Genomic DNA, 23,822 nt, shown 5'->3' on the forward strand with positions numbered 1-23,822 from the left:
GAGCCCAGGTCCAGGGCCGAGCCCAGGTCCAGGGCCGAACCCAGCCAGAACTGGTTCCGCCCCCAGCTAAGGCCTGTAACGCGGCAAAGCTTGCCGGGAAGGGCCCCGGACAGAGCCTAGATCCAGCCTCGTCGAGCCGCTTCCGCACCCGCCCGGAAGCGGCTCGTGGTGCCGAGGGCGGTGAGCAGGTCGCCCACCCGGCGGCTGTAGGTGCGGTTGGACATGCCCAGCCGGGTCGCCGCCGTCTCATCGGTGAGTCCGGCCAGCAGAGCCTCCAGCACAGGCCGCAGCTGGGCCGGGAGGGCCCCCGGGGAAGGGGCGGCTGCCGTGGGAAGGTCCTCGCCGCTCTCCCACCAGGTCTGGTGGGTGCGGACCAGGGACTGGACGATCACCGGATCCCGGATCAGCAGAAGTCCGTTGTAGTGGAGTTGCAGATCGATGGGGACCACGGCGACCGTCCGGTCCACCAGGATCAGCTTGAAGGGGATGGAGTCCGTCTGTCTCGCCCGGCCGGGGAGCTCGTGCGGCAGGTGACGGGGGAGCCCGGCCAGCCCGTGCCGGGGCACGATCCGGCGGACGCTGACCATGGGCGGCCGCCCCCGCCCTCTGCCACCGGAACCGGCTCCGGTGGCGGAGCCGAGGCCCAGGCCGGAGCCGGGACCGGAGCCGGTGCCGGAACCGTCCTGCCAGGTGCGCCCGCCCGCCGAGCGCACGCAGGTGCCGGCGAATTCGAGGAACGGCTCAGGGATGCCCTGGCCCAGGCAGCCGCCCGGGTCGTCGAAGACGAGCAGCTCACGGCGGGCGGAGCGGACCAGAGCGGTCAGCGTCGCCGTCACCTGCCGCACACCTCGGATCGGCCGGCCGGGCGGATGGAGCGTGTCCACCACGTCCTCCCGCGCCACACCTACCGACAGCGTCGACCTGTTGAGTACAGATCCTGATAAATCCCCCACGCTGACCACCCCCGCCATCCCCATCGGAGTCGTACGCCACTCCATGTACTCACATGATTGCGCACCGTGACAAGTGCCAGTTCAGAGAGTGGCGACTCCATGCCAGGGTCTCGGCGACCCCGTTCCCGCTCATTCCCGAGACGAAAAGCCACGAACTGCCAAGGTGATCGAGAAGCTGTCAAGAACAGTCCCGCACCGGGTATTCAGTGCGCCATGATGTTCGGCATGGCCACTTTGCTGCTCGCTCTCTCCGCGATCTCCACGGGTCTGTTCGCGGGTTACTTCCTTATTTTCCAGACCGGCATCATGCCTGCCCTTGCCCGGCTGACGGACGAGCAGTTCGTCCCGGCCATGCGCAGGATCAATGAGCTCGTTCCCCGTCCTGTCTTCCTCCTGACATTCTTCGCCATAGTCGCTTTTCCGTCGGCGGCTCTCGCCGTCCCCGTCGAAGGCCGGTCCGACAACCAGAAATGGCTCCTGGTGGCCGGCCTGGTCTGCGCGATCATCAATCACCTGGTCACCATCGGCGGCAATGTCCCGCTCAACAACTCGCTCGCCGCGGCCACCTCCAGACCCGACAGTGTGGCGCGCGCGGCCTTCGAGTCCCGTTGGAACGCCTGTCACCTCGTGCGCACGCTGTTCTCGGTGGCCGCCTTCGTCCTGATAGTCAGCGCCGCACTGTCCTGACCGCACCCCACGACCGTCCTCCACAAACCCCCGCCCCCCCGGCTCCCCATCCCCCTGCCCCTCACCGGCTCTTGATGTCCCAGCCCCTGACCCGGCCGCCCGGGCAGGGGTTCAGCCGGTTGACGGGAAAATCGGAACCAGGTTCACAGGAATATGAACTTCCGCTTCCGGCAAGCACCCTGACGCCGTGATGGCACGAGTGATTTCGCGCCACAGCAGTTGAGGTCCTGGCATCCGGGGAAAGCGGATCGGTGCTCGGGCCTCGTGATCCGGAAACGTAACAGCGCGAACGAAAAATCTACTTCTCGTCGAATTACCGGCGTCAGTTGTACGAGGGTCGTGCGCGGTGTGGCATTTCTGCCCCAGAACCGGCCCGGCCGGAGCCTGCCGGCTCGCTGACGTCTTCCCGGCCACGGAGGCCGGAGTTGCCGCGCTGACCGGTAGCGAGACTCCGGCGGATGAAAACCGCCTTGATCCGGACACTCAGCCGGGGCCCGACGAGCGCGCTCTTCGCGCCGACACCACACGCGTGCCGGTCGATCTCGGCCGTGGCGTGGACCTCGATCCGTCCCGCCGCCGCGTCCAGGGTGCTCGCCGCCGTGTCCACGGTGAAGGACTGCGGAAGTGCCGTGCCCCTGACGGTCAGCTGTCCCGGTATCTCCCAGCCGCCGCCCCCGGCCACGAGGGGGCCCGCGGTGAAGCGGATCTCCGGAAAGGTCGCGGAATCAAGGAACCTCGGGCCGCGCACCGCCGTGTCCCGGTTCGGGTTGCCGGTGTCGAAACCGGCCGGATCGACGACCACCTCAAGCCGCTCGACGGTCCGCCCGCCGCCGATCTCGGCCGAGCCCCAGCGCACCGGGAGGGTGCCGGCGGCGGTACGGAAGAAGAGATGGCGGACGGTGAAGGTGACCGACCCGGCCGAGGGGTCGAGTTCCCACTCGCCTGCCGGGCTGTCCGTGGACGACTGGTCCGACGACTGGTCCGACGACTGGTCCGACAGCCGGTCCGACGACCGGTCCGACAGCTGCTGGAGGGTGGCTCGCATGGAACGGTGCTCCTCTGGTGTGCGGGGGGACGGGGCGCCCGGCCCTGTGGGGCGGACCCGAGATCACTCCGGTTTCGGGTTCCAGCGGAAGCGGCGTACGGCGAGCAGCGCGCCGAGCACTCCCCAGACCGCGAGAATGCCGAGCTCCCTCCACTGGAACCCGGCGTTCTGCGCGAACGGCGCGAGCATCGCGTCGTTGAACGGCTTCACCGGCAGCAGCCCCGCGATGTCGTTCAGCACGCCGGAGTGGATGGGAAAGTAGCTGCCCGAGATGAACACCAGGGGAAACTGGATGAACTGCACGACGGCGGGTGCCGCCTCGGAATTCCTGATCAGCGAGGCCACCCCGACACCCATCGCGCAGAAGCTCGCGGCGCCCAGGAGCAGCGTGACGGCGACCGCGCCCCAGTGGGTCGGCAGCGGTACGTCGTAGAACGTGCCGACCCCGATGATCAGCGCGACATCGATGACGCTGACCATCACGCAGTGCACCAGCAGCCCGGCGAAGTAGATCCAGGCGGGCAGCGGGGTGGCGTGCAGCCGTTTGAGGATGCCGGACTGCCGTCGCATCGCCAGCACGATGGCCAGCTGCGCGTAGCAGGCGCCGAGCACCGACACGGCGGCGATGGTGGGGGTGTAGTACTGCATGCCCGACAGGCCGAAGAAGAACGGGTCGCTGTCGCTGTCGCTGCCGCTGAAGACGGCGCCGAAGATCGCGATGATCAGGACGGGCAGGACGAAGGTGAAGACCATCGACTGCGGGTTCCGCCAGAACGACAGCTGTTCGTAACGGATCTGATGGAGCAGCAGGCGTAAGTCGCCGTTCCGTTCCGGGCGGGCCTCGCCGGAGCCGGTCGCCGGGGTGCCGGCCGTGTCGACGGTGGTCATGAGCGGCTCCGTCCGGGGCGGCGCCGCCGGGCGGGCGACGACGAGGATTCCTCCTGCGCGGCGTGGGCGCCGGTCAGGCTGAGATAGACGTCTTCCAGGCTTGGCCGGTCGACGGTCAGCCGCTCCAGCGGAGTGTCGCGCCGCAGGGCCCAGCCGGTCAGTTCGTGCAGCGCCGCGGTGGAGTCGTCGACCTCCGCCGTCACCGTCCCGGCCTCGATCGCCGTCACCGTCAGCGGAAGATCGGAGGCGACCGCGCCGGCCGGCATCGCGAAGCTGATCCGGGTGCGCGCGCTGTCGCGTCCGCCGATGGTCGCGGGGGTGCCCTCGGCGACGATCCGGCCTGCGGCGATCACCGCGACGTTGTCGGCGAGCGCCTGCGCCTCGTCCATGTAATGGGTGGTGAGCATGATCGTGGTACCCGCGTCCCGCAGGTTCCGCACCACGTCCCAGGCGCCGCGCCGGGCGCTGGGGTCGAAACCGGTGGTGGGTTCGTCGAGGAAGAGCAGCTGAGGGTCCCCGATCATCCCGAGCGCCAGGTCGAGCCGCCGCTTCTGGCCGCCGGAGAGATCCTTGACCTTGGCGCCCTTCTTCTCGGTAAGGCCCACCAGGTCGATCACCTCACCGACATCGCGGGGGCAGGGGTAGTACCCGGCGTTCCGCGCGATCGTCTCACGGACCGTCAAATATGGTTCCACCGCGATGTCCTGGAGGACGAGGCCGATCTGCCGGCGCAGCCAGCGGCTGTCGGCGCGGCGGCCCGGATCGCGTCCGAGCACCTCCACTGTCCCGCCGTCGCGGCTCCGGAAGCCTTCGAGTATCTCCAGTGTGGTGGTCTTCCCCGCGCCGTTCGGGCCCAGCAGGGCGAAGATCTCGCCGCGCTCGACGCTGAAGCTGACCCCGCCCACCGCCTCGTGGTCCCCGTAACTCTTGCGCAGGCCGTCCACGGCGACCGCGGTCACCGTACGGGCTCCGGCATCTTCACTGTGTCTTCCTTCCGACGGGCGCCCACGGGCCCGGACGGCCCCGGCGCCGTCGGTGACGTTACGGCCGGTCCGCGCGCGCGGCAGGCCGTTTGCGGAAGTCCGATGACGGGCGGGACGCGAGTGGCGACAGATGTCAGGCCGGGGCGCGGAGCGCGTCGGCCTGACATCAGCCCGGGGCTGACAGGGCCGACAGGCGTCAGCGGAGGTCCCGGGGCCGACAAGTCCGACAGGTGTCACCCGGGATCCCGTCAGGTGTTACCCGAGGTCCGACAGGTCAGGCACCTGCTGTTCGGTCCAGATGCACTTCCCGGTGGCGGTGTAGCGCGTCCCCCAGCGCTGGGAGAGCGCGGCGACCAGTTGCAGCCCGCGCCCGCCCTCGTCCGTGTCCGAGGCGTGGCGGATGCGGGGCGTGGTCAGACTGCCGTCGGAGACCTCGCAGATCAGCCCCTCACTGCGCAGCAGCCGCAGCCCGATGGGGCCCTTGCCGTACCGGATGGCGTTCCCGACCAGCTCGCTGACCAGCAGTTCGGAGGTCATGGTGAGCAGGTCGAGATCCCAGTCGGCCAGCTGCTCCCGGACATGGTCGCGTGCCTCGCCGGCCGCGATCGGCCCGTCGGAGAGCGGCCAGGCGGCGATGTCCGATGGGGCTGTCGTATGCGTACGGGCGATGAGCAGCGCGACGTCGTCCGTGAGCTCCTTCTCCGGGAGCAGCGCGGCCAGTACGTCGTCGCACATGCGTTCCAGCGAATCGCTCTCGCTCCGGACCCCGTGGTGCCGGGCGGACGACGCCCCGGACAGCGCGGTGGCCAGCTGTTCCATGCCCAGGTCGATGTCCCGGGTGACGGATTCCACCAGCCCGTCGGTATACAGAACCAGCAGACTCCCCTCGGGCAGTTTCACCTCGGTGGTCTCGAACGGCGGGCGGGCGGCGCCCAGCGGCGGGTCGGGGGACCGGCCGAGGAACTCGACGGTGCCGTCCGGGTGCACGACGGCCGGCGGGGGATGCCCGGCGCGGGCGAAGGTGCATGTGGAGAGGACCGGGTCGAACACCGCGTACAGGCAGGTGGCGTAGAAGTCGTCCCCGAGGTCGTTGACCAGGTCGTTGAGGCGGCTGAGGAGTTCGGCGGGCGGGAACTCCAGATCGGCGAGTGTGTGCACGGCGGTACGCAGCCGGCCCATGGTGGCGGCCTCGGACAGCCCGTGCCCCATCACGTCGCCGATGACCAGCGCCACCCGGGAACCGGACAGGGGAATGACGTCGTACCAGTCACCGCCGACCTCGATGCCCTCGCTGGCGGGCTGATAGCGCGCGGCGGCCGTGACGGCGTGCAGCGACGGCAGGGCGTGCGGCAGCAGGCCACGCTGGAGCGCCTGTGCCCGGGTGTGCTCCCGGTCGAAGAGCCGGGCCCGTTCGACGGCCTGCGCGACCAGCCCGCTGAGGGTGGTGAGCAGCGCCCGTTCCTCGCCGTTCACGTGGCGCGGCTCGGAGAAGGAGACGACGTAGCAGCCGATGGTGTGGCCGGAGGCGATCAGCGGCATGAAGGCCCAGCCCCGCTTGCCGGACGCGATCGGAGCGTAGCCGAGGTCCGGGTAACGGGCCACGTACGCCTTGGGATCGTCGAGGAACACCGGCCGCTTGGTGCGGTAGACCTCCTCGACGCTGCCGATGTCGTCGATCGACAGCCCTTCCACACCGTCGAGGAACTCCTGCGGATATCCGACGACCCCGGCGATCCGGATCGTCCGGCCTTCGAGGAACAGCACCATGAGGCCGGTCGCGCCGAACAGCGGCAGCACCCGCTCGGCGGCGGCCTTCACCACGTCGCTGATCGTCAGTGCCTCGGCGAGCGCGTTGGTCAGCTCCGCGACCCGGCCGGTGCGCTCGGCGGCCGCCCGTTCCGCCGCGTCACGCTCGGCGGCGCGCGAGCGGCTCTCGGTGACATCGGTGGCGTACACCGTCAGTCCGTCGGGCACCGGGACCAGTCGTACGTGGTAGCAGCGGTCGTCAAGGGGCCACAGCACATCGAATTCGACCGGTACGCCGGTCTCCGCGGCCCGCCGGTAGTTCGACTCCAGGCCGAGTCCCTCGACATCGACGTCGATGCTCGCGAAGGCGTCCCACAGGTTCTGCCCGACCAGTGCGTGGTTGCCGCCGAGCAGCCGCTCGGCCTCGACGTTCACGAACGTGAGGCGCCACTCCTTGTCGATGGCGAGGAACGCGTCGCTCATGTGCCGCAGCGCGCGGCTCACGGAATCCCGGGCGATCCGGCTCTCGGTGGTGTCCCACACCGTCCCGACCATGCGGACGGGTTCGCCGTCGTCGCCGAGCAGGACCTTGCCCCGCGCGCTGATCCAGATCGTGGTGCCGTCCTGCCGGCGGGCCCGGTACTCCACGCCGAACACCTTGCGGTTGCGGATCGCCTGCTCCATCTCGACGACCATCCACGGCAGGTCATCGGGGTGGACCCGGCCGGTCCAGGCATCGAAGTGCTGCTTCGTGTCCTTCGGATCCATCCCCAGGATGGCGAGGGTCGACTCGTCCCAGAGCTGGTCCCCGGTGGCCAGGTCCCACTCCCAGGACCCCACCCTGATCGCCTTCAGGGCCTGCCGCAGCGGGGTGGTGGGCGGCTGGTCCCACGGTTCCCCGCCCTCGGGTTGCCGTGGCGTCGCCGAGAACTCCCGCAGGCGTACGGCCGCCCAGGCGGCGAGCGCCTCGACGACGGCCCGGTCCCGGGGCGTGGGTCCCTCACCCGCGGCTGTCATCACGGACAGCACACCGGCGACGCCGCCCGGAGTCACGAGCGGGACGGCGAGCAATCCGCCTCCGGCCGGGAACGCCGAGGCCCACGCCCGGGGCGCCACCCGCTGCGGGCGGCGCCCCGGGGCGAGGCCGGGGAGCGGATCTTCGCCGCCGGGGGTGTGCTCGCCGCCGCCGGGGGTGTGCTCGCCGTTGTGGCCGGGCGCCCAGACCGTCATCCCTTCGGCCACCGCGCGGGCGGGGGCGGTGGGCCCGGTCTCCTCGATCCCGTCCCAGGTCTGCGCGATCGTACGGGCGAGCCCGTGCACCGCCATCAGGCGGAGCCCCTGGCCGCCGGGGATGCGCAGGTGCACCATGCCGCCCACGCCGCCGAGCGCCGTGACGGCGTGGTCGAGCGCGAAACCGAGCAGGTCGGCACCCCCCAGCTCATCACCTGCCTCGATGATCATGCGCAGACGCTGGGCTCCGGCGTCGTCCATGACGAGCTGCTCAGCCATTCGCTCACCTCCCGGTGGGAGCGTGTGAAGGACGTGATGGTCCAGGCTGATCGTTATACCCCTTACATACCCATTTAAGCTTATGGGTATTTCGGTGCGCGCTGATCAGCGGCGGGAACGTGCCTGTCGGTCCCGCCGCTGATCAGCGCGAGGCGGCCCGCACCGGGCGATGCCCGTCCGGGGGCCGGGCGGCTACGCTCGCCGCGTGAACCATGCTTGGGAGCCCGCCGCGGCGGGTGTGCTGCGACTGCCCTCCGGACGGCTCGTTCGCGGCCGGGGGCTCAGGCACCCCGTGCCGGCGGGGCCGGTGCCCGGCTTCGCGCTGTACCTGCTGGGCCACGAGCCGCCCTCGGTCCCCTGGGAGGCTCGCTGGCTTCGCTGGCCCGACTTCCGACTGCCGTCCGACCGCACCGCCGCGGGGGACGCGCTGCGCGAGGCGTGGGAGCGGGCCGGGGCCGAACGCGTCGAGATCGCCTGCGCCGGCGGACGCGGACGAACCGGTACGGCGCTGGCCTGTCTCGCCGTACTGGACGGGGTGCCCAACGGCGAGGCGGTCGCCTACGTCCGGCGGCACTACGCGGCACACGCGGTGGAGACTCCCTGGCAGCGCCGCTTCGTCGCCCGCTTCGGGCGGACGTGACCGGTCGCCGGTCGCGCCGGTGGCCACTGCCGCCGCCGGGGCATGGCACCCGTCGACCGACCGGCAGACCCCTGTACTGCCGGTCGGGACGGGGCCTGGTGGCTCGCCGGCCTCAGCCGTGCAGGGGCAGCGTCGCCCATACGGTGCGACCGGCACCGTTCTCGTGAGTGACGACGCCCCAGGCGCCGGCCAGGCTGTCCACCAGGATTAGTCCGCGCCCGCTCTCCGCGCGGGAGTCGGCTGGTCGGGGGCCGACGACTCCGTCCCGCGTTCCCTGGTCGTGCACGTCGAGTCGTACCTGGTCGGCCGTGACCCGGACCTCGCAGCCGATCACCGCGCCGGTGGCGTGGAGTACGGCGTTGGTGACCAGTTCGGAGAGCACCAGAACGGCGTGGTCGCACAACTCGGCGGGCACGTTGCGCCGTTCCAGCTCCGTACGGACCCGGTGCCGCGCCCCGGCGACGGAATCCCGCCGGCTGGGCAGGGTGAAGGCGTCGCTCCCATGGCCCTGGCCCGGTAACTCCTTGGCCGCCGAACGAAGTTGCTCGTGTGCACGGTGATCCGTGATAAACGCCACGCGCTCACTATGGGCGCGGGTGCTCTCAGGTCGCAACTGATCGATCTGATAATTTCAAAATGCTCACAACTGACCCTGGATCGATCATCAACTACCTGCCACACTGCGGGAGATGAGCGCACGGCAGGAAACGGTCCGTACCGGAACCGCGCCCACGGTCCTGAGAATCGTCCTCGGCAAGAGGCTCGGCGCGCTGCGTGAGAAAGCGCGCGTCTCCCGCGAGGCGGCGGCCAAGATCCTGGACGTCACCCCGCTGACGATTCGCCGGATGGAGAATTCCGAGGTCAGCCTCAAGCTCCCTTATGTACGGCTGCTGCTCCAGGTGTACGGAGTCGGGGGGAGCGAGGCCGAGGAGTTCGTCGAGCTGGCGAAGGCCGCCAACAAGCCCGGCTGGTGGCACCGTTACCGCGATGCCCTGCCCGGCTGGTTCAGCGCGTACGTCAGCCTTGAGGACGAGGCCGCGCTGATCAGGACGTACGAACCCCACTACGTGCCCGGTCTGCTGCAGACCGAGGACTACGCCCGCGCGGTGCTCCGGGCCGGCGCCCATCGCAACGCCGACGAGCTGGAACGCCGCGTCGCGCTGCGCGTCAAACGCCAGCAGCTCCTCAGCAAATCGAACGCGCCGATTCTGTGGATCCTCATGGAGGAAGCGGTGCTGCGCAGGCCCGTCGGTGGCCCCGGCGTCATGCGCGCCCAGGCCGATCGGCTGCTCGAAGCGATCTCTCTGCCGAACATCACGCTCCAGATCATGCCGTTCGCGGTGGGCCCGCACCTCGGGGCGTTCGGGCCGTTCCATCTCTTCCGGTTCGACATGGCCGAACTGCCCGACGTCGTCTACACCGAGAACCTCACTGGCGCCGTCTACATGGACCAGCGCCCCGATGTCGCCGCCTATCTGGAAGTCCTGGACAACATGTCCGCCCGGGCGGCACCCGTCGCGGAGACAAGAGCTTTCCTCCAAGGAATACGCAAGGAGCTCTGATGCGGGACATTTTCAACGGCATGCCGGCCGACCAGCTGGGCGCGGACGGCTGGGAGAAGCCCTGGAGCGGCCCCAACGGCGGCAGTTGCGTCGAGACGAAGAAGGTGGGCGGCGGGCGGATCGCCGTCCGTCAGTCACGGGACCCGTCGGGCCCCGCCCTCATCTGCACCACGGCCGCCATGGCCGGCTTCGTCGAGGGCGCGAAGAACGGCCTCGCCGACTTCCTCCTGTAGCGCCCGGTGGTGTGCGGTGCCGGCGAGCCCCGCCCCCGACCCCCGCCCCCGACCCCCGCCCCGACTATTCCTCTCACCATCCGAGAATCTGAGAATCCGAGAAACGGAGACGGACCAGCATGACGGACCTCGACCAGCCGTCGGTCGACGAGATCGACACCACCAAGCCGCATCCGGCGCGCATGTACGACTTCTACCTCCAGGGCAAGGACTACTACGAGGTCGACAAGGCCGCCGCCGCCCATGTCGAGTCGGTCTTCCCGACCATCAAGACCTGCGCCAGGACCAACCGGCTGTTCATGCACCGCGCGACCCGCTGGCTCGCCGCCGAGGCCGGGATACGCCAGTTCCTGGACATCGGGACGGGCATCCCGACCCGCCCCAACCTCCACCAGATAGCACAGGAGGCCGCTGCGGACTCCCGGGTCGTCTACGTCGACAACGACCCGGTCGTCCTGCGGCACGCCGAGGCCCTGATGCGCAGCACCCCCGAGGGGCGCACCACGTACATCCAGGCCGACGTCCGGGACCCGAAGACCATCGTCGAGTCGGAGGAGCTGCACCGGACGATCGACCTGACCCGTCCGGTCGCGCTGTCCCTCAACGCGCTGCTGCACTTCGTCCCGGACGAGTTCCAGCCGTACGACACCGTGCGCTTCCTCCTCGACGCGCTGCCCTCCGGCAGCTACCTGGTCCTCTCCCACTGCACGCCTGACTTCGCCCCGGAGATGTGGGCGAGGGTCGTCGACGTCTACCGCAGTGGCGGCATCCCCGCGCAGGTGCGCTCGCGGGACGAGGTGCTGCGGTTCTTCGACGGCCTTGAGCTGGTCGAGCCGGGCCTCGCGGTGCCGCACAACTGGCGCCCGGACGGTACCGCCCTGCCCGGCGCGAGCGACGCGGCGGTCTCGATCTACGCGGGTGTCGCCCGCAAGCCGTGACCCCCGGCGACGGGCAGGCGGTGCGCCGGCGGATGGTCGATGTCGAGCCCCGGCCGCCACGCCGTCAGGATCTGGGCGGACGGCACGAACAGCGGACTCGGCAGCTCGTCGACCGGGGCCCAGCGCCACTCACGGATCAGCTCCGGCTCGGCCGCCACGGGCACGCCGTCGTACACGGTGACCACGGCGGCCATCGATACGCGGGTCAGGCCGCCGGTCTCGTCGTGGAGCATCGCGAACACGGTCACGTCCCGCTCGTGGGTCCGCAGCCCGGTCTCCTCGCGCAGTTCGCGTACGGCGGCGGCGGTGACGGACTCGCCAGGATCGAGCTTCCCGCCGGGCAGCTCCCACGTTCCGCCGTGGTGCAGCCCGAGCAGGATCCGGCCGGCGCTGTCCCGGACGATCACCCCGACGCCGAGGGTGGCGTGCGGAGTGGGCACCCGGCCGGTGCCGCGCGGCCGGCTGGTGACGCGGGGGTACGCGGGCCTCTCGCGTCGCCGGGCCCGGATCAGCCGGCAGGGGGCGGGGGCGTCCGTGGCGGCGGGCTCGCCCGTACCGGCTGAGGCGCCCGTCGTGCCGGTGTCCACCGTGCCCGCGTCCACCGTGCCGGCACCTGTCGTGCCTGTCGTGCCGGTGTCCCTGGCGTCTCCGCCGTCCAGAGGCACCATCTCGTCGACGGTGAACCCGGCCTCTACCAGCAGGTCCTCCCATAGTTCCGGGGTGAGATCAGCGGTCCGTACGGTGAGTTCGAGCCGCCCGCCCGGCCGGATCTCGTGCGCGAGGGCGGCCAGCAGCCGGTGCGGGGCGGTGTGGGAAGCGCAGCAGCCGGTCCCGTCCCGGAGGTCGAGCACCCGGGGGCCCCCGGCATCGGCCGGCCCGGTGGTGTCGCCGCGATTCTGCATGACGCAGGTGCACTGCTCGGTCGGGTCGGCCACTTCGGCGGGACCGCGCGCGTCGCTCATGCCGCGCGTGACGCCGATGGGGGCGGGGACAGGGCGCAAGATTCCTCCGGAGGGCACGGCGGTACAGGTGGGCGCCCGGACAACGGACCTGATCAAGAGGCTGTAACGGGGCGCGCGGAGGGAAGCATAGAACAGACGTTCGAGTGCGGTGGGGAGGCCGTGCGGGATGGGCGCGGCCGCCCGGGAAGGCCCCTCCGCGTCACCCGTGAGGTGGGTGACCCCTCGATCGGGGGATTGCGCGGGGCGGCGAAAGAGGTGGTGCGGAGAGCGGTGAGGTGAGGGTACGGGGTCCGGATGCCCGGCCGGATCCGTCCGGCGGAGCGGCTCCGGCCCGGCAGCCGGGGGAGCAGGACCGTACGGCCCGCAGCAGACCGGCCCGCGCCCGCTCGGCGGCCGGACCGGGTCCCCGGCACCCCGGGCGGAACGGGTTGCCGGTCTGGCTGGATCTCGGCGGGATTCAGCTCGATATGGACCCTCGCCGCTGGGCCCCTGGAGCCCGCCGGCGATGGCCGGGGTCCGCTGGGGCCGGCCGAGATCACCCCCGACGTCCTGCCCGACACCGCCACGAGCCGCCGGGGCTCGCCGCCCCCGGAGCGCCCCGCAGTCCGGCGCCGTGGACCAGTGAACCCGCGAACCAGAATTCACGGGCCGTCAGCCCGCCTTTCCCTATCGCCCGTGACGCGAACGCGACGAGTATTGCCGCGGGGAAATTATCGGACGCGGTGGAGTTGGGGCAGGGAAATGGGCGGGGCCCGGACAATGGTGTCCGGGCCCCGCCCACTTGACCGCTGTTCAGTGCGCTCTGTCTACCATCGGTACCAGCGGCCACGCTTTCCACCACTGGTCGGACGCACCAGGAAGCCGAGGAGCCAGACCACCAGCACGATAATCGCGATCCACCAGAGTGCCTTGAGTGCGAAACCGGCACCGAAGAGGATCAGGGCGAGCAGAAGAACGAGAAGCAGGGGAACCATAGTTATCAACCTCCGACCAGCCGTGTGCCCTCGGTAATTCGGGCCATGCCTGGGAAACGGAGATCTTTTCTTTGTTTTCCCGGTCCTTTTCGGGGCACGGCGGGACGCCGCCTCTCCGGTGGGTCCCGCCGTCCGGCCGCACCGAGCAGCCCATTTGGATGCTTTGCACCTTTTGGGGCAATAGGCCCTGTTGTGGAGTGAGTTCAGGCCACCATGCTCGCGGCCACCCCACCGAGGCGTTCGATACGATGGCGAATCGCCGCTCCGGCACCTTCTCCGGCGTCGTGCCGCACCACCGAAGGGTCGAGAATGGCAACCATCAGGGACGTCGCGCAGCGCGCCGGGGTCGCGCCGAGCACGGTCTCGTACGTGTTCAACGGCTCCCGGAGCATCTCCGAGGAGACGCGCCGGCGCGTACAGGAAGCCGTGGACGCCCTCGGTTACCACCCACGGGCCAGCGCCAGGACCCTGCGCAGCAGCCGCACCCATGTGATCGCTCTCGCCCTGCCCCGCTCGGCCGGCCGGCAGCACGCCGTGGACGGCCGCTTCGCGATAGACATCAGCGACGCCGCCAACCACCTCGGATTCGACCTGCTCCTCACCACCTCCCGGGACAACGCCGAGGGCCTGCGGCGCGTGGCGCGCAGCGGACTCGCGGACGCGGCGGTGCTCATGGCCGTCGACATGGAGGACGCGCGTATCGACGTCGTACGGGAACTGGCCTTCCCGGCGGCTCTCATCGGGCGGCCCGCCGACGAGGACGCCCTCCCGTGGACCGACCTCGACTGGGAAGAGGCCGCGGCCCTCGCGGTGCGTGAACTGGCCGCCGCCGGACACAGCGAGATGGTCTACCTCGCGCCGGGCGAATCGGAAGTACGGGCCCGGCGCAGCTACGCGCTGCGTGGCATCGCCGGCGCCGGCCGGGGTGCCCGCGGCACCGGCGCCGCCGTCCAGGTGGCCCACTCGGTCAGTGACCCCGCCGGGCTCGCCGGCCAACTCCGCACGCTCCTCGCCGACCGCACGGGCCGGCTGGGCGGCGGAGCGCGGAACCGGCCGACCGCGCTGATCGTGCAGCACCCCTCCGCGCACCATCACATCCTGACGTCCGTGACCGGTGCGGGGCTTCGTATACCGGAGGATCTGACGGTCGTGGTCATCGGCGCCCTGCCGAGCGATCCGGCCGGCCGGCGGCTGCCCCGTATCGAGTTGCCGGTGGTGACGTTGGCCACAGAGGTGACCCGGCTGGCCGTAGCCGCCGCCACAGCACTGCGCGAGCCTCCCCGGCGGGGCATGGAGCCCGCCACGCGGCTGCTGGCCGACTCCGTCGGGCACCTGTTGATCGCGCCGGAACTGCTGCCGGGGCTCACCCCGCTCACCGCCCCGCGCGACTGATCCCGGTCTCCTCCCGACAAACTCTTGTCGCCATCCATACAAACGCTTAACATCGCTGCAATCGCATCGTCGAATCGATTCGACGAATCGTTTCGACAAGTCGGGGTCGATCGCATCGACTTCGGCACCGCACGACAGTCGGGAGCCATGGTGACCGCCATGAGCCACATCGCAGAGAGCGCCACGGGGCCGTCCGGCGCACGGTACGGCCCTGTCCCGCCCGGTCCTCCCATGCTCTCGGTTCAGCACAGCGTCTGAGCCGGACCACGGACGTCCGAAGTGCCCCCCGGTAGCGCCGGGCGCACTGTGTCGTGGGTCACGCGACCCTGTCGTTCCAAGGTCCACCCCTTTCTCCAGCCCAGCGTTCCCCAGCTTCTCCCGCATTTCCGCAGACAACGACGCGGCCGGACACCCCTGGTGCCCGGCCTGCCGTCGCGCTGTCTCGCACGACCTCCGTCTCCTTACAGAGTCGTAGCCCGAACGGAGAGACACCGCCATGCCATACCCTCGCCGCCGTCTCGCGGCGCCGGCCTTGATCGCCGCAGCCCTCGTGGCCGGGGTCAGCCTCGCCGGCTGCGCGCAAGGGCCCGGCCCCGACACCATCACGGTGTTGAACTCGGCCACCGACACCCTTGAGCACACCGCCCAGCAGAAGTTCTTCGACCAGTGCGCCAAGCAGCTGGGGGTGAAGGTCAAGCAGACCAGTGTCCCCGCCTCCCAGGTGGCCACGAAGGCACTGCGGATGGCCTCCTCGCACTCGCTGCCCGACATCCTTGAGCTGGACGGATCCGGGCTGCCCCAGTTCGCCGCCACCGGTGGTCTGGTTCCGCTGAAGGACGCGGGGGTGAGCGTCGAGGGAATCTCCCCCGGCGCGCAGAGCCTGGGTACCTACAAGGGCACCGAGTACGGCATCGCCCGCTCGGTGAACTCGCTGGCGCTGGTCTACAACGTCGACCTGCTGAAGAAGGCCGGCGTCAAGCCGCCCACCACGTGGGACGAGCTCCTGGTGACGGCCAAGAAGCTGACCCAGGGCAAGACGTACGGCATGGCCTTCAGCGCCACGCCGGACGCGGACGGTGTCTACCAGTTCCTGCCGTTCTTCTGGTCGGCGGGCGGCAGCGAGGCGCATCTGGACGACGGCAAGGGCGTCGCGGCGCTCAAGCTCTGGAAGAGCCTGGTCGACAGCAAGGTCACCTCCAGCGCCGTCGTCAACTGGAACCAGCAGGACGTCAACGACCAGTTCATCGCCGGACGGGCCGCGATGATGGTCAACGGCCCGTGGCAGGTGCCCACGCTCAACGAGCACAAGAACCTGCACTGGGCGGTCGCCACCGTCCCGGTCCCGGTGGCCGGCAAGGCCCCCGTGGCCCCCATGGGCGGCACCGTGATGACGCTGCCCAAGAACGGCGACGCCACGAAGCAGAAAACCGCGGCGAAGATCCTCAACTGCCTGAACGAGGAGAAGAACCAGGTGGCGTGGGGTGAGGGTGTCAACAACATCCCCACGAAGGACACGGCCGCCGCGCAGTACAAGGCCAAGAACCCGAAGCTCGCGGGCTTCGCGGACCAGGTGGCCACCGCCCGTTCGCGTACCGCCATCGTCGGTGACCGGTGGCCGAAGGTCTCCGACGCCCTGGCAGGCGCCTTCCAGTCCGTTCTGACCGGCAACTCTTCACCCGAAGCCGCGCTGAAGCACGCCCAGTCGCAGGCCACGGCCGGCGGCGAGTGAGGAGACCGCGATGACCACCGTCACCACTGACACCCCCGTGAAGCCCCAGCCGGGCATCCCCCTGGAAACCCAGCCGCGCAGGACGAAGGGCTCCGCGCTGCGCTGGCTCTTCGTCGCCCCGGCCCTGGTCTACATGCTGGCGTTCTTCGGCTACCCGCTCGTGCGCAACGTCATCATGAGCTTCCAGCACTACACGCCGCAGACGTTCTTCACCGGCAAGGCGCCCTTCAACGGCTTCGACAACTGGACCGCGGTCTTCAACAACCCGCTGTTCACCGACTCGCTCTGGCACACGCTGGTCTTCACCGTCGGCTCGCTGCTCGGGCAGTTCACCCTGGGCCTGATGCTCGCGGTGTTCTTCGCCCGCCGCTTCCGGCTCTCCGGCTTCGTCCGCGCGGTCCTGCTGCTGCCCTGGCTCGTCCCGATGGTCGTGTCGTCGGTCGTCTGGCGCAAGCTCCTCGACCAGGACACCGGGGTGATCAACACCCTGCTGATGAACCTGCACCTCACGGACCACGCGGTGCCGTGGCTGAGCAGCCCGAGCGTCGCCCTGCTGTCCGCGATCCTGGTCAACATCTGGGTCGGCATCCCGTTCAACATGGTGATCCTGTACGGCGGGCTCCAGGAGATCCCGCGTGAGCTGTACGAGGCCGCCTCGCTCGACGGCGCCGGCCCCTGGCGTACCTTCCGCAGCATCACGCTGCCGCAGCTGCGCCCGGTCGTCACCGTCGTCCTGGTCCTCGGCTTCATGTCGACGATCAAGATCCTCGACCTGATCCTCGCGCTGACGGGCGGCGGCCCCGCCGACTCCACCCAGACCCTCGGCACCGTCACCTACCAGCTGTCCTTCCAGCAACTCGACTTCGGTCAGGGCGCGGTGGTCGGGAACATCCTCATCCTCGTCAGCGCGATCTTCGCGGTGTTCTATCTGCGGGCCAACCGGTCCGACTTCGGTCAGGGGAAGTGATCGCCATGTCATCCCGCACTCTGCGCCGAGGCGCCAACACCGTCATCGCGCTGGTCATTCTGGTCATCCTGCTCTTCCCGCTGTACTGGATGCTGAACATCGCGCTCCAGCCCGGCGAAAGCCTCGCCTCCACCGCCTGGTTCCCGACCTCACCCGGCTGGGACAACTTCAGCCGCGCCCTGAGCAGCCAGGGCGGCTCGCTGCTGACCAGCCTCGGGGTCGCGCTCGGCGCGGTCGTGATCTGTCTGGCGCTCGCCGCACCGGCGGCGTACGCGATGGCCCAGCTCAAGCTCAGCGGCAGCCGCACCATGGTGTTCGGCACCCTGATCACCCAGATGGTGCCCGGCATCGTCATAGCCAACGCGCTCTACAGCGCCTACGTCGACCTGCACCTGGTCAACTCCCTGCCCGGCCTGATGCTGGCCGACGCCTCACTGGGACTGCCGTTCTCCATCGTGCTGCTGCGGGCCTTCATGGTCTCGATCCCGAAGGAAGTCGTCGAAGCGGCGATGGTCGACGGGGCGAACCGCTTCACCGCCTTCGTACGCGTCGTGCTGCCGATGAGCCGCAACTCGCTCATCACGGCCGGGCTCTTCACGTTCCTCTTCGCCTGGTCGGACTTCATGTTCGCGCTGACCCTCAACACCACGGACGACATCAAGCCGATCACGCTCAGCATGTACGAGTACATCGGCGCCCACGTCAGTGACTGGGGCGCGGTCATGGCGACCGCCGTCGTCTCCGCCATCCCCGCCGCGATCCTGCTGGTGATGGCGCAGAAGTACGTCGCCGCGGGCATCACCGGCGGCTCCGTCAAGTAGCCACGCACCGCGCGGCCGTACGGGCCCCGGCCTGACCGCCCCCGCCCGTACCCGCTCATCCGAACCCGCTCATCCGTACCCCGCCTGATCAGGCGCGACGCCCTCCCCGGGGCGGGACGCCTGATCAGGCAGCACCGTTTCACCCCACACCCCCAGCAGACCCGAAAGGTCCGCAACACCATGAGCAGCGCTTCACCCGCCTCCCTGGTATTCCCTCCGGGATTCACCTTCGGCACCGCGACCGCGAGCTACCAGATCGAGGGCGCGTACGACGAGGACGGCCGCGGGCCGTCCATCTGGGACACCTTCAGCCACACCCCCGGACGTACCGAGGGCGGTGCCACGGGTGATGTCGCGTGCGACCACTACCACCGGTATCCGGAGGACGTGGAGCTGCTGAGCCGCCTCGGCGTCGACTCGTACCGCTACTCCATCGCCTGGTCGCGGATCCAGCCGCAGGGCACCGGCGCGGTCAACGAGAAGGGCCTGGACTTCTACGACCGGCTCACCGACTCGCTGCTCGCCGCCGGTATCTCCCCGGCCGTCACGCTCTACCACTGGGACCTCCCGCAGGCCCTGGAGGACCGCGGCGGCTGGCGCGTGCGCGAGACCGCCGAGCACTTCGCCGAGTACACCCGCGTCGTCGTGGACCGGCTCGGCGACCGGGTCGGCCGCTGGATCACCCTCAACGAGCCCTTCTGCTCCTCCTTCGTGGGGTACGCGGAGGGCCGGCACGCCCCCGGCGTGCGCGCGGGCACCCCCGCCCTGGCCGCCGCCCACCACCTGCTCCTCGCCCACGGCCACGCGGTCCAGGTGCTGCGCGAGGCCGGCGCCCGCGAGGTCGGCATCACCCTGAACCTCGACCGGATCGAGGCGGCCAGCTCCTCCCCGGCCGATCAGGCCGCCCTGCGCCGCGCCGAGACGCTGCACAACGAGGTGTGGACGGAGCCGCTGTTCGCCGGCCGCTACCCCACCGGCGAGGCCGAGACCTGGGGCACGCTCGCCGACGGTTCGTACCGCCGCGACGGCGACCTCGACATCATCGGCGCCCCGCTGGACTTCGTGGGCCTGAACTTCTACCGCCCGCTCACCGTCGCCGACGCGCCGCACCGCGAGGCCGACCTGAGCCTGCGCACCGCCATGGACATCGGGGTCGTCGAGACCGACCCGTACGGCACCCGGCACACCACCATGGGCTGGCCCGTCGTGCCCGAGGCCTTCACCGACCTGCTGGTCGACCTGGACAAGCGCTACCCGAACCTGCCGCCCGTCTACATCACCGAGAACGGCTCGGCCGAGGCCGACACCGTCTCCGCGGACGGCTCCGTGCACGACGCGGACCGGGTGACGTACCTCCAGGACCACCTCCGGGCGCTCGTCGGCGCCATCGACGCGGGCGTGGACGTACGCGGCTACTACTGCTGGTCGATGCTCGACAACTTCGAATGGGCCCGCGGCTACGGCCAGCGCTTCGGCATCGTGCGCGTCGACTACGACACGCAGGAGCGCACGCCGAAGGACAGCTACCACTGGTTCCGCGAGCTGATCGCCGCCCACCGCGCCGCCCACCCCGCGACCGAGCAGGAGCACTGAGATGAAGTTCACCGACGGCTACTGGCAGATGCGGCCGGGCGTCACCCCGCGCTACGCGGCCGAGGTGGCGGACGCCGCTGTCACCGAGAACGACGTCACGCTCTACGCGCCCGTCAAGCGGGTCACCGACCGGGGCCACACCCTCAACAGCCCCCTGCTGACCGTGAAGCTCTGGTCGCCGGCCGAGGGCGTCATCGGCGTCCGCACCACCCACCAGGGCGGCAAGGTCCGGCGCGGACCCGAGTTCGAGCTGACCACCGGCGCCGACGGCCCGGGACAGAGTCCGGCCACCGTGCTCCGCGACGGTTCGAAGATCGAACTCACCTCCGGTGAGCTCTCCCTGACGGTCGACACGGACGCCCCCTGGCTGCTGGACTTCACCGCCGCCGGAAAATCCCTCACCTCCGTCGGCGCACGCGGCACCGGCTTCGTCACCGACGACGAGAACCGCCACCACATGGTCGGTCAGCTCCCCCTCGGTGTCGGCGAGACGGTGTACGGGCTCGGCGAGCGCTTCACCCCGTTCCTGAAGAACGGCCAGACGGTCGACATCTGGCAGGCGGACGGCGGCACCAGCAGCGAGCAGGCGTACAAGAACATCCCCTTCCACCTCACCAACCGGGGATACGGCGTCTTCGTCAACCACCCCGGCAAGGTGTCCTACGAGGTGGGCTCCGAGGCCGTCGGGCGCGTCCAGTTCAGCGTCGAGGACCAGTCCCTCGAATACTTCATCATCTACGGCCCCACGCCGAAGGAGATCCTCGCCCGGTACACGGCCCTCACCGGCCGCCCGGCGCTGCCGCCGGCCTGGTCCTTCGGCCTGTGGCTGTCGACCTCCTTCACCACCTCGTACGACGAGGCCACGGTGAACCGGTTCGTGAAGGGCATGGCCGACCGCGACATCCCGCTCAGCGTCTTCCACTTCGACTGCTTCTGGATGCGTGAGTACCAGTGGTCGGACTTCATCTGGGACCCGGCGGTCTTCCCCGACCCGGAAGCCATGCTCGCCCGGCTCAAGGCGCAGGGGCTGCGCATCTGCGTCTGGATCAACCCGTACATCGGTGAGAAGTCGCACCTGTTCGCCGAAGGCATGGCCGAGGGCTACCTGCTCAAGAAGCCCGACGGCGACGTCTGGCAGTGGGACCAGTGGCAGGCCGGCATGGGCATGGTGGACTTCACCAACCCGGCCGCCCGTGACTGGTACGCGAGCAAGCTCAAGGTCCTGCTCGACCAGGGCGTGGACGCCTTCAAGACGGACTTCGGCGAGCGCGTGCCCGTCGACGTCGCCTGGCACGACGGCTCCGACCCGGAGCGGATGCACAACTACTACACGCAGCTCTACAACGAGACCGTCTTCGACCTGCTGGTGCGGGAGCGCGGCGAGGGCGAGGCCGTCCTCTTCGCCCGGTCCGCCACGGCCGGCGGCCAGAAGCTGCCCGTGCACTGGGGCGGCGACTGCGAGTCCTCCTTCGACGCGATGGCCGAGTCGCTGCGCGGCGGCCTGTCGCTGGGACTGTCCGGGTTCGGCTTCTGGAGCCACGACATCGGCGGGTTCGAGGGAACCCCGCCGGCCGAGGTCTTCCAGCGCTGGGTGCAGTTCGGTCTGCTCTCCTCACACAGCCGGCTGCACGGCAGCAAGTCCTACCGGGTGCCGTGGGACTACGGGGACGAGGCGGTCGAGGTCACCCGCACCTTCACCCGCCTCAAGCACCAGCTCATGCCGTACCTGTTCCGCGCCGCGACCCAGGCCAGGGACGCCGGTACGCCGATGATGCGCGCGATGCTGCTGGAATTCCCCGAGGACCTGGTCGCCCAGACCCTCGACCGGCAGTACATGCTCGGCGACGACCTGCTGGTGGCACCGGTCTTCACCAAGGAAGGCACGGTCGACTACTACGTACCCGCCGGCACCTGGACCAACGTCCTCACCGGCGAGCTGGTCCCCGGCCCCGGCTGGCAGCGTGAGACGCACGACTTCACCACGCTGCCCCTGCTGGCCCGCCCAGGCGCGGTCATCCCGTTCGGCGCCAGTGACGAGGGCACCGAGTACGCCTGGGCGGACGGTGTGACGCTGCGCGTGTACGCGGGCGGCGCCGACGGCTCCGAGACGGTCACCACCATCCCCACCCAGGACGGCTCCGGCGCGGCCGCGGTCTTCACCACCCGGCGCACGGGCGGCGAGATCGTCGTCGAGACGGAGAGCGACCTGCCGTGGCAGGTCCTGCTCGTGGGCGCCACCCCCGAGGGCGACGGCGCGGTGGACCCCCGCGGCGCCCTGTACACGGCCCCGGCGGGCACCCACCGCCTGGCGGTGCCTTCGCACGGCTGAGTCCGGACGAGTGTCCATGTGAAGCGCCCGGCCGGGAATCCCGGCCGGGCGCTTCACATGGAGCGGCCGGCCGGTGCGCGCGTACGGGTGCGTCGGCCGGAGGCGTCGATGGACGTGAACATCGGTGCACATGGAAGGAGTTGGGGGAAGCCGGGCCGCTACCGTTCGGGTGGGAGGTGAGAGCCCCACCATCCGGACGGACCGGAAGCGGCAGGGGACTCGTGGAGTACAAGATCGGATAGCGAGAGAGCGCTCAGGTCAGCTCATGCCCATCTCCCCGTCCTCATCGGCTCAGGCCGCCCGTGAGAGCGTCGCCCAACGGCTGCGTGAACTCCGTGCCGAGGCCGGGATCACCGGGTCCGAGCTGGCCGCGCTCTGCGGCTGGACCCACTCGAAGTCCTCGCGCGTGGAAAACGCCCGAACGCCTCCGTCGCCTGCTGACATCCGCGCTTGGTGTCGTGCGTGCGGCGCTGAGGACCAGGCGGCGGACATCATCGCTCAGTCACACAACGCCGGATCCCAGTACGTCGATTGGCGGCGCAAGGTACGGGTGGGACTCAAGCAGTTGCAGCACAGCTACGTCCCCCTGTTCAAGGCGACGAGCGTCTTCCGCGTGTACTCGGGCACCCTGGTGCCCGGCCTGTTGCAGACCGAGGGCTACATCACCGCCCTGATGTCGTCGATCACCGGCTTCCGGGAGATCCCGAACGACGTGCCGGAAGCGGTCGCCGCCCGCCTGGAGAGGTCCCGGATCGTCCATGAGCCGGGGCATCGCTTCGTGCTGCTGGTCGAGGAATCCGCGCTGCGGCACCAGATCGGAGACACGGATGCCATGGCCGCGCAGCTCGGCTACCTGCTGACGGCGGGCGCGCTCCCGTCGGTATCGCTCGGAGTGATTCCGGCGGCGACGCCCTCGCGCTCCATCTGGCCGATGGAGACGTTCCACATGTACGACGACACGCTCGTTTCCCTGGAACTGCTCTCCGCCCGCGTCACAGTCACCCAGCCGAGCGAGATCGCCCTCTACATGAAGGCGTTCGAGGAACTACGGGCCATGGCCGTGTACGGCGCGGCTGCCCGCGAGCTGATCGTGCGGGCCATCGACGCGCTGAACTGACCCCGGAGGATGGGCCGCGAAGACGTATCCGGTTCCGAGGGCGTGCGGGTAACTGGACCGAGGAGCCAGGAAGGCGGGGCGAAGCCCCAGCCACCCGCCAGATTCCTGGCCGGTGGCTGGGGCCGCTGTGAGGCATCAGCCTCCGGGGGGTGGTGCGCCGTCCCGGCCGCCCCCGGCAGTCAGCCGGTCGACCAGCGACTCCCACTCGTGGTCGACCCACGCGGTCTGCGTGTCGCGCCCTTCCTCATCGGCCGGCAGCCGGTCCGCCGGGTCGATGTGAGACGCCAGGCCACGCAAAGCGTGGCGTAGAGCTGCCTCGATCCTCTGATCCGCCGCTTTCGCGTCCGGGCGCACGCGGTACCAGAGTTCGTCCATGAGATACAGGACATGCCCCAGGCCGCTGAGCAGCACATCGGTCACCCGACGACGAGCCGGGAGGCGACCGTCACGACGGGCCGCCCCGATGGCGTCAGGCGCCATCACACGTCACCGCCCCCGTCTCATCAGGAGGTGCCATCGCGCGCAGGCGTCGGGTCACGATCGAGCGATAGCCCGTATGCCCGCTCCGACCGGTGTGGTCGATACACCATGTCGCTTGCACCGCCGCGTCGTTGCCCGGCGGACCGTTCGCGCGGTTGCGGGGGCCTTCCTGTTCAGCGAGCTCGCTGGGCGAGGGGGCGTTCGCTGGGGCGCCGTAGTGGTAGCGGCACCGGAACGGCCGGTATCGGCAGCCGTGACACCCTCCAACACCGCC

Annotated in this window: 21 protein-coding genes; 12 read left to right on the forward strand and 9 right to left on the reverse strand. The window is 70.1% G+C overall.

What is annotated here, in order from left to right; genetic code table 11:
- Nucleotides 1-116: 116 nt before the first annotated feature.
- Nucleotides 117-998 (reverse strand): DNA-binding response regulator, encoded by an 882-nt coding sequence (locus ACIBAE_RS05130; protein ID WP_399282420.1) that lies wholly within the window; start codon nucleotides 996-998, stop codon nucleotides 117-119.
- A 180-nt stretch (nucleotides 999-1,178) separates the two neighbouring features.
- Between ACIBAE_RS05130 and ACIBAE_RS05135 the strand changes: the two genes are divergently transcribed.
- Complete coding sequence (locus ACIBAE_RS05135; protein ID WP_399282421.1) at nucleotides 1,179-1,640, forward strand: DUF1772 domain-containing protein; 462 nt, start codon at nucleotides 1,179-1,181, stop codon at nucleotides 1,638-1,640.
- Between the two features lie 322 nt (nucleotides 1,641-1,962).
- Here the strand turns inward: ACIBAE_RS05135 and ACIBAE_RS05140 are convergent, their stop codons facing one another.
- The 4 genes from ACIBAE_RS05140 to ACIBAE_RS05155 all read right to left on the reverse strand — a co-directional run bounded on the left by ACIBAE_RS05140 (nucleotide 1,963) and on the right by ACIBAE_RS05155 (nucleotide 7,811).
- Nucleotides 1,963-2,685, reverse strand: a complete 723-nt coding sequence (locus ACIBAE_RS05140) for a YceI family protein (protein WP_399282422.1) — start codon at nucleotides 2,683-2,685, stop codon at nucleotides 1,963-1,965.
- Nucleotides 2,686-2,748: 63 nt separating this feature from the next.
- Nucleotides 2,749-3,573 (reverse strand): ABC transporter permease, encoded by an 825-nt coding sequence (locus tag ACIBAE_RS05145; RefSeq protein WP_399282423.1) that lies wholly within the window; start codon nucleotides 3,571-3,573, stop codon nucleotides 2,749-2,751.
- Nucleotides 3,570-4,532: an ABC transporter ATP-binding protein gene (locus ACIBAE_RS05150; RefSeq protein WP_399282424.1), complete on the reverse strand. Its 963-nt coding sequence runs from the start codon at nucleotides 4,530-4,532 to the stop codon at nucleotides 3,570-3,572. The genes ACIBAE_RS05145 and ACIBAE_RS05150 overlap by 4 nt, the downstream gene beginning before the upstream one ends.
- A gap of 279 nt (nucleotides 4,533-4,811) precedes the next feature.
- Nucleotides 4,812-7,811, reverse strand: coding sequence for a SpoIIE family protein phosphatase (locus tag ACIBAE_RS05155; protein ID WP_399282425.1), 3,000 nt, complete (start codon nucleotides 7,809-7,811; stop codon nucleotides 4,812-4,814).
- A 205-nt stretch (nucleotides 7,812-8,016) separates the two neighbouring features.
- Here ACIBAE_RS05155 and ACIBAE_RS05160 point away from each other — a divergent pair, with 205 nt between their 5' ends.
- On the forward strand, nucleotides 8,017-8,451 hold the full coding sequence (locus ACIBAE_RS05160; protein ID WP_399282426.1) for a protein-tyrosine phosphatase family protein: 435 nt from the start codon (nucleotides 8,017-8,019) through the stop codon (nucleotides 8,449-8,451).
- A gap of 112 nt (nucleotides 8,452-8,563) precedes the next feature.
- On the opposite strand, the gene ACIBAE_RS05165 is transcribed toward ACIBAE_RS05160, so the two are convergent.
- Nucleotides 8,564-9,028, reverse strand: a complete 465-nt coding sequence (locus tag ACIBAE_RS05165) for an ATP-binding protein (protein ID WP_399282427.1) — start codon at nucleotides 9,026-9,028, stop codon at nucleotides 8,564-8,566.
- Between the two features lie 112 nt (nucleotides 9,029-9,140).
- On the opposite strand from ACIBAE_RS05165, the gene ACIBAE_RS05170 reads away from it, so the two are divergent.
- The 3 genes from ACIBAE_RS05170 (at nucleotide 9,141) to ACIBAE_RS05180 (ending at nucleotide 11,184) form a co-directional block, all read left to right on the forward strand.
- Nucleotides 9,141-10,013 (forward strand): helix-turn-helix domain-containing protein, encoded by an 873-nt coding sequence (locus tag ACIBAE_RS05170; protein ID WP_399282428.1) that lies wholly within the window; start codon nucleotides 9,141-9,143, stop codon nucleotides 10,011-10,013.
- Nucleotides 10,013-10,246 (forward strand): DUF397 domain-containing protein, encoded by a 234-nt coding sequence (locus tag ACIBAE_RS05175; protein WP_399282429.1) that lies wholly within the window; start codon nucleotides 10,013-10,015, stop codon nucleotides 10,244-10,246. Before ACIBAE_RS05170 ends, ACIBAE_RS05175 begins: the two co-directional genes overlap by 1 nt.
- A gap of 119 nt (nucleotides 10,247-10,365) precedes the next feature.
- Nucleotides 10,366-11,184 carry an SAM-dependent methyltransferase gene (locus tag ACIBAE_RS05180; protein ID WP_399282430.1) on the forward strand — a complete coding sequence of 273 codons (819 nt, stop codon included), beginning with the start codon at nucleotides 10,366-10,368 and terminating at the stop codon, nucleotides 11,182-11,184.
- On the opposite strand, the gene ACIBAE_RS05185 is transcribed toward ACIBAE_RS05180, so the two are convergent.
- Together ACIBAE_RS05185 and ACIBAE_RS05190 are read right to left on the reverse strand one after the other, a co-directional pair.
- A complete protein-coding gene (locus ACIBAE_RS05185) occupies nucleotides 11,157-11,624 on the reverse strand; it encodes an NUDIX hydrolase (protein WP_399282577.1) in 468 nt (155 codons plus the stop codon). The genes ACIBAE_RS05180 and ACIBAE_RS05185 overlap by 28 nt on opposite strands.
- Before the next feature lie 1,328 nt (nucleotides 11,625-12,952).
- On the reverse strand, nucleotides 12,953-13,120 hold the full coding sequence (locus tag ACIBAE_RS05190) for a hydrophobic protein (protein WP_399282431.1): 168 nt from the start codon (nucleotides 13,118-13,120) through the stop codon (nucleotides 12,953-12,955).
- 309 nt (nucleotides 13,121-13,429) lie between these two features.
- On the opposite strand from ACIBAE_RS05190, the gene ACIBAE_RS05195 reads away from it, so the two are divergent.
- The 7 genes from ACIBAE_RS05195 (at nucleotide 13,430) to ACIBAE_RS05225 (ending at nucleotide 23,068) form a co-directional block, all read left to right on the forward strand.
- Nucleotides 13,430-14,512: a LacI family DNA-binding transcriptional regulator gene (locus tag ACIBAE_RS05195; protein ID WP_399282432.1), complete on the forward strand. Its 1,083-nt coding sequence runs from the start codon at nucleotides 13,430-13,432 to the stop codon at nucleotides 14,510-14,512.
- A gap of 496 nt (nucleotides 14,513-15,008) precedes the next feature.
- Nucleotides 15,009-16,241, forward strand: a complete 1,233-nt coding sequence (locus ACIBAE_RS05200) for an extracellular solute-binding protein (RefSeq protein WP_399282433.1) — start codon at nucleotides 15,009-15,011, stop codon at nucleotides 16,239-16,241.
- Between the two features lie 10 nt (nucleotides 16,242-16,251).
- A complete protein-coding gene (locus ACIBAE_RS05205; protein ID WP_399282434.1) occupies nucleotides 16,252-17,208 on the forward strand; it encodes a carbohydrate ABC transporter permease in 957 nt (318 codons plus the stop codon).
- A 5-nt stretch (nucleotides 17,209-17,213) separates the two neighbouring features.
- Nucleotides 17,214-18,029 carry a carbohydrate ABC transporter permease gene (locus tag ACIBAE_RS05210; RefSeq protein WP_399282435.1) on the forward strand — a complete coding sequence of 272 codons (816 nt, stop codon included), beginning with the start codon at nucleotides 17,214-17,216 and terminating at the stop codon, nucleotides 18,027-18,029.
- A 180-nt stretch (nucleotides 18,030-18,209) separates the two neighbouring features.
- Complete coding sequence (locus tag ACIBAE_RS05215; RefSeq protein WP_399282436.1) at nucleotides 18,210-19,622, forward strand: GH1 family beta-glucosidase; 1,413 nt, start codon at nucleotides 18,210-18,212, stop codon at nucleotides 19,620-19,622.
- 1 nt (nucleotide 19,623) lies between these two features.
- Entirely contained in the window at nucleotides 19,624-21,951 is a 2,328-nt protein-coding gene (gene yicI, locus ACIBAE_RS05220; protein WP_399282437.1) for an alpha-xylosidase, read from the forward strand.
- A 265-nt stretch (nucleotides 21,952-22,216) separates the two neighbouring features.
- Nucleotides 22,217-23,068 carry a helix-turn-helix domain-containing protein gene (locus ACIBAE_RS05225; RefSeq protein ID WP_399282439.1) on the forward strand — a complete coding sequence of 284 codons (852 nt, stop codon included), beginning with the start codon at nucleotides 22,217-22,219 and terminating at the stop codon, nucleotides 23,066-23,068.
- Nucleotides 23,069-23,203: 135 nt separating this feature from the next.
- Here the strand turns inward: ACIBAE_RS05225 and ACIBAE_RS05230 are convergent, their stop codons facing one another.
- Nucleotides 23,204-23,488: a hypothetical protein gene (locus ACIBAE_RS05230; protein WP_399282440.1), complete on the reverse strand. Its 285-nt coding sequence runs from the start codon at nucleotides 23,486-23,488 to the stop codon at nucleotides 23,204-23,206.
- Nucleotides 23,489-23,822: the final 334 nt, after the last annotated feature.

Source organism: Streptomyces sp. NPDC051569, from assembly GCF_044454085.1.
Classification (GTDB): domain Bacteria; phylum Actinomycetota; class Actinomycetes; order Streptomycetales; family Streptomycetaceae; genus Streptomyces.

What these genes read in the sequence shown, in the direction of transcription:
- ACIBAE_RS05200 (WP_399282433.1), top strand. Translation starts at nt 15,009, where the DNA reads ATGCCATACCCTCGCCGCCGTCTCGCGGCGCCGGCCTTGATCGCCGCA.
- ACIBAE_RS05215 (WP_399282436.1), top strand. Translation starts at nt 18,210, where the DNA reads ATGAGCAGCGCTTCACCCGCCTCCCTGGTATTCCCTCCGGGATTCACC.
- ACIBAE_RS05180 (WP_399282430.1), top strand. Translation starts at nt 10,366, where the DNA reads ATGACGGACCTCGACCAGCCGTCGGTCGACGAGATCGACACCACCAAG.
- ACIBAE_RS05225 (WP_399282439.1), top strand. Translation starts at nt 22,217, where the DNA reads ATGCCCATCTCCCCGTCCTCATCGGCTCAGGCCGCCCGTGAGAGCGTC.
- ACIBAE_RS05210 (WP_399282435.1), top strand. Translation starts at nt 17,214, where the DNA reads ATGTCATCCCGCACTCTGCGCCGAGGCGCCAACACCGTCATCGCGCTG.
- ACIBAE_RS05170 (WP_399282428.1), top strand. Translation starts at nt 9,141, where the DNA reads ATGAGCGCACGGCAGGAAACGGTCCGTACCGGAACCGCGCCCACGGTC.
- yicI (WP_399282437.1), top strand. Translation starts at nt 19,624, where the DNA reads ATGAAGTTCACCGACGGCTACTGGCAGATGCGGCCGGGCGTCACCCCG.
- ACIBAE_RS05155 (WP_399282425.1), bottom strand. Translation starts at nt 7,811, where the DNA reads ATGGCTGAGCAGCTCGTCATGGACGACGCCGGAGCCCAGCGTCTGCGC.
- ACIBAE_RS05205 (WP_399282434.1), top strand. Translation starts at nt 16,252, where the DNA reads ATGACCACCGTCACCACTGACACCCCCGTGAAGCCCCAGCCGGGCATC.
- ACIBAE_RS05190 (WP_399282431.1), bottom strand. Translation starts at nt 13,120, where the DNA reads ATGGTTCCCCTGCTTCTCGTTCTTCTGCTCGCCCTGATCCTCTTCGGT.
- ACIBAE_RS05175 (WP_399282429.1), top strand. Translation starts at nt 10,013, where the DNA reads ATGCGGGACATTTTCAACGGCATGCCGGCCGACCAGCTGGGCGCGGAC.
- ACIBAE_RS05145 (WP_399282423.1), bottom strand. Translation starts at nt 3,573, where the DNA reads ATGACCACCGTCGACACGGCCGGCACCCCGGCGACCGGCTCCGGCGAG.
- ACIBAE_RS05135 (WP_399282421.1), top strand. Translation starts at nt 1,179, where the DNA reads ATGGCCACTTTGCTGCTCGCTCTCTCCGCGATCTCCACGGGTCTGTTC.
- ACIBAE_RS05140 (WP_399282422.1), bottom strand. Translation starts at nt 2,685, where the DNA reads ATGCGAGCCACCCTCCAGCAGCTGTCGGACCGGTCGTCGGACCGGCTG.
- ACIBAE_RS05195 (WP_399282432.1), top strand. Translation starts at nt 13,430, where the DNA reads ATGGCAACCATCAGGGACGTCGCGCAGCGCGCCGGGGTCGCGCCGAGC.
- ACIBAE_RS05130 (WP_399282420.1), bottom strand. Translation starts at nt 998, where the DNA reads ATGGAGTGGCGTACGACTCCGATGGGGATGGCGGGGGTGGTCAGCGTG.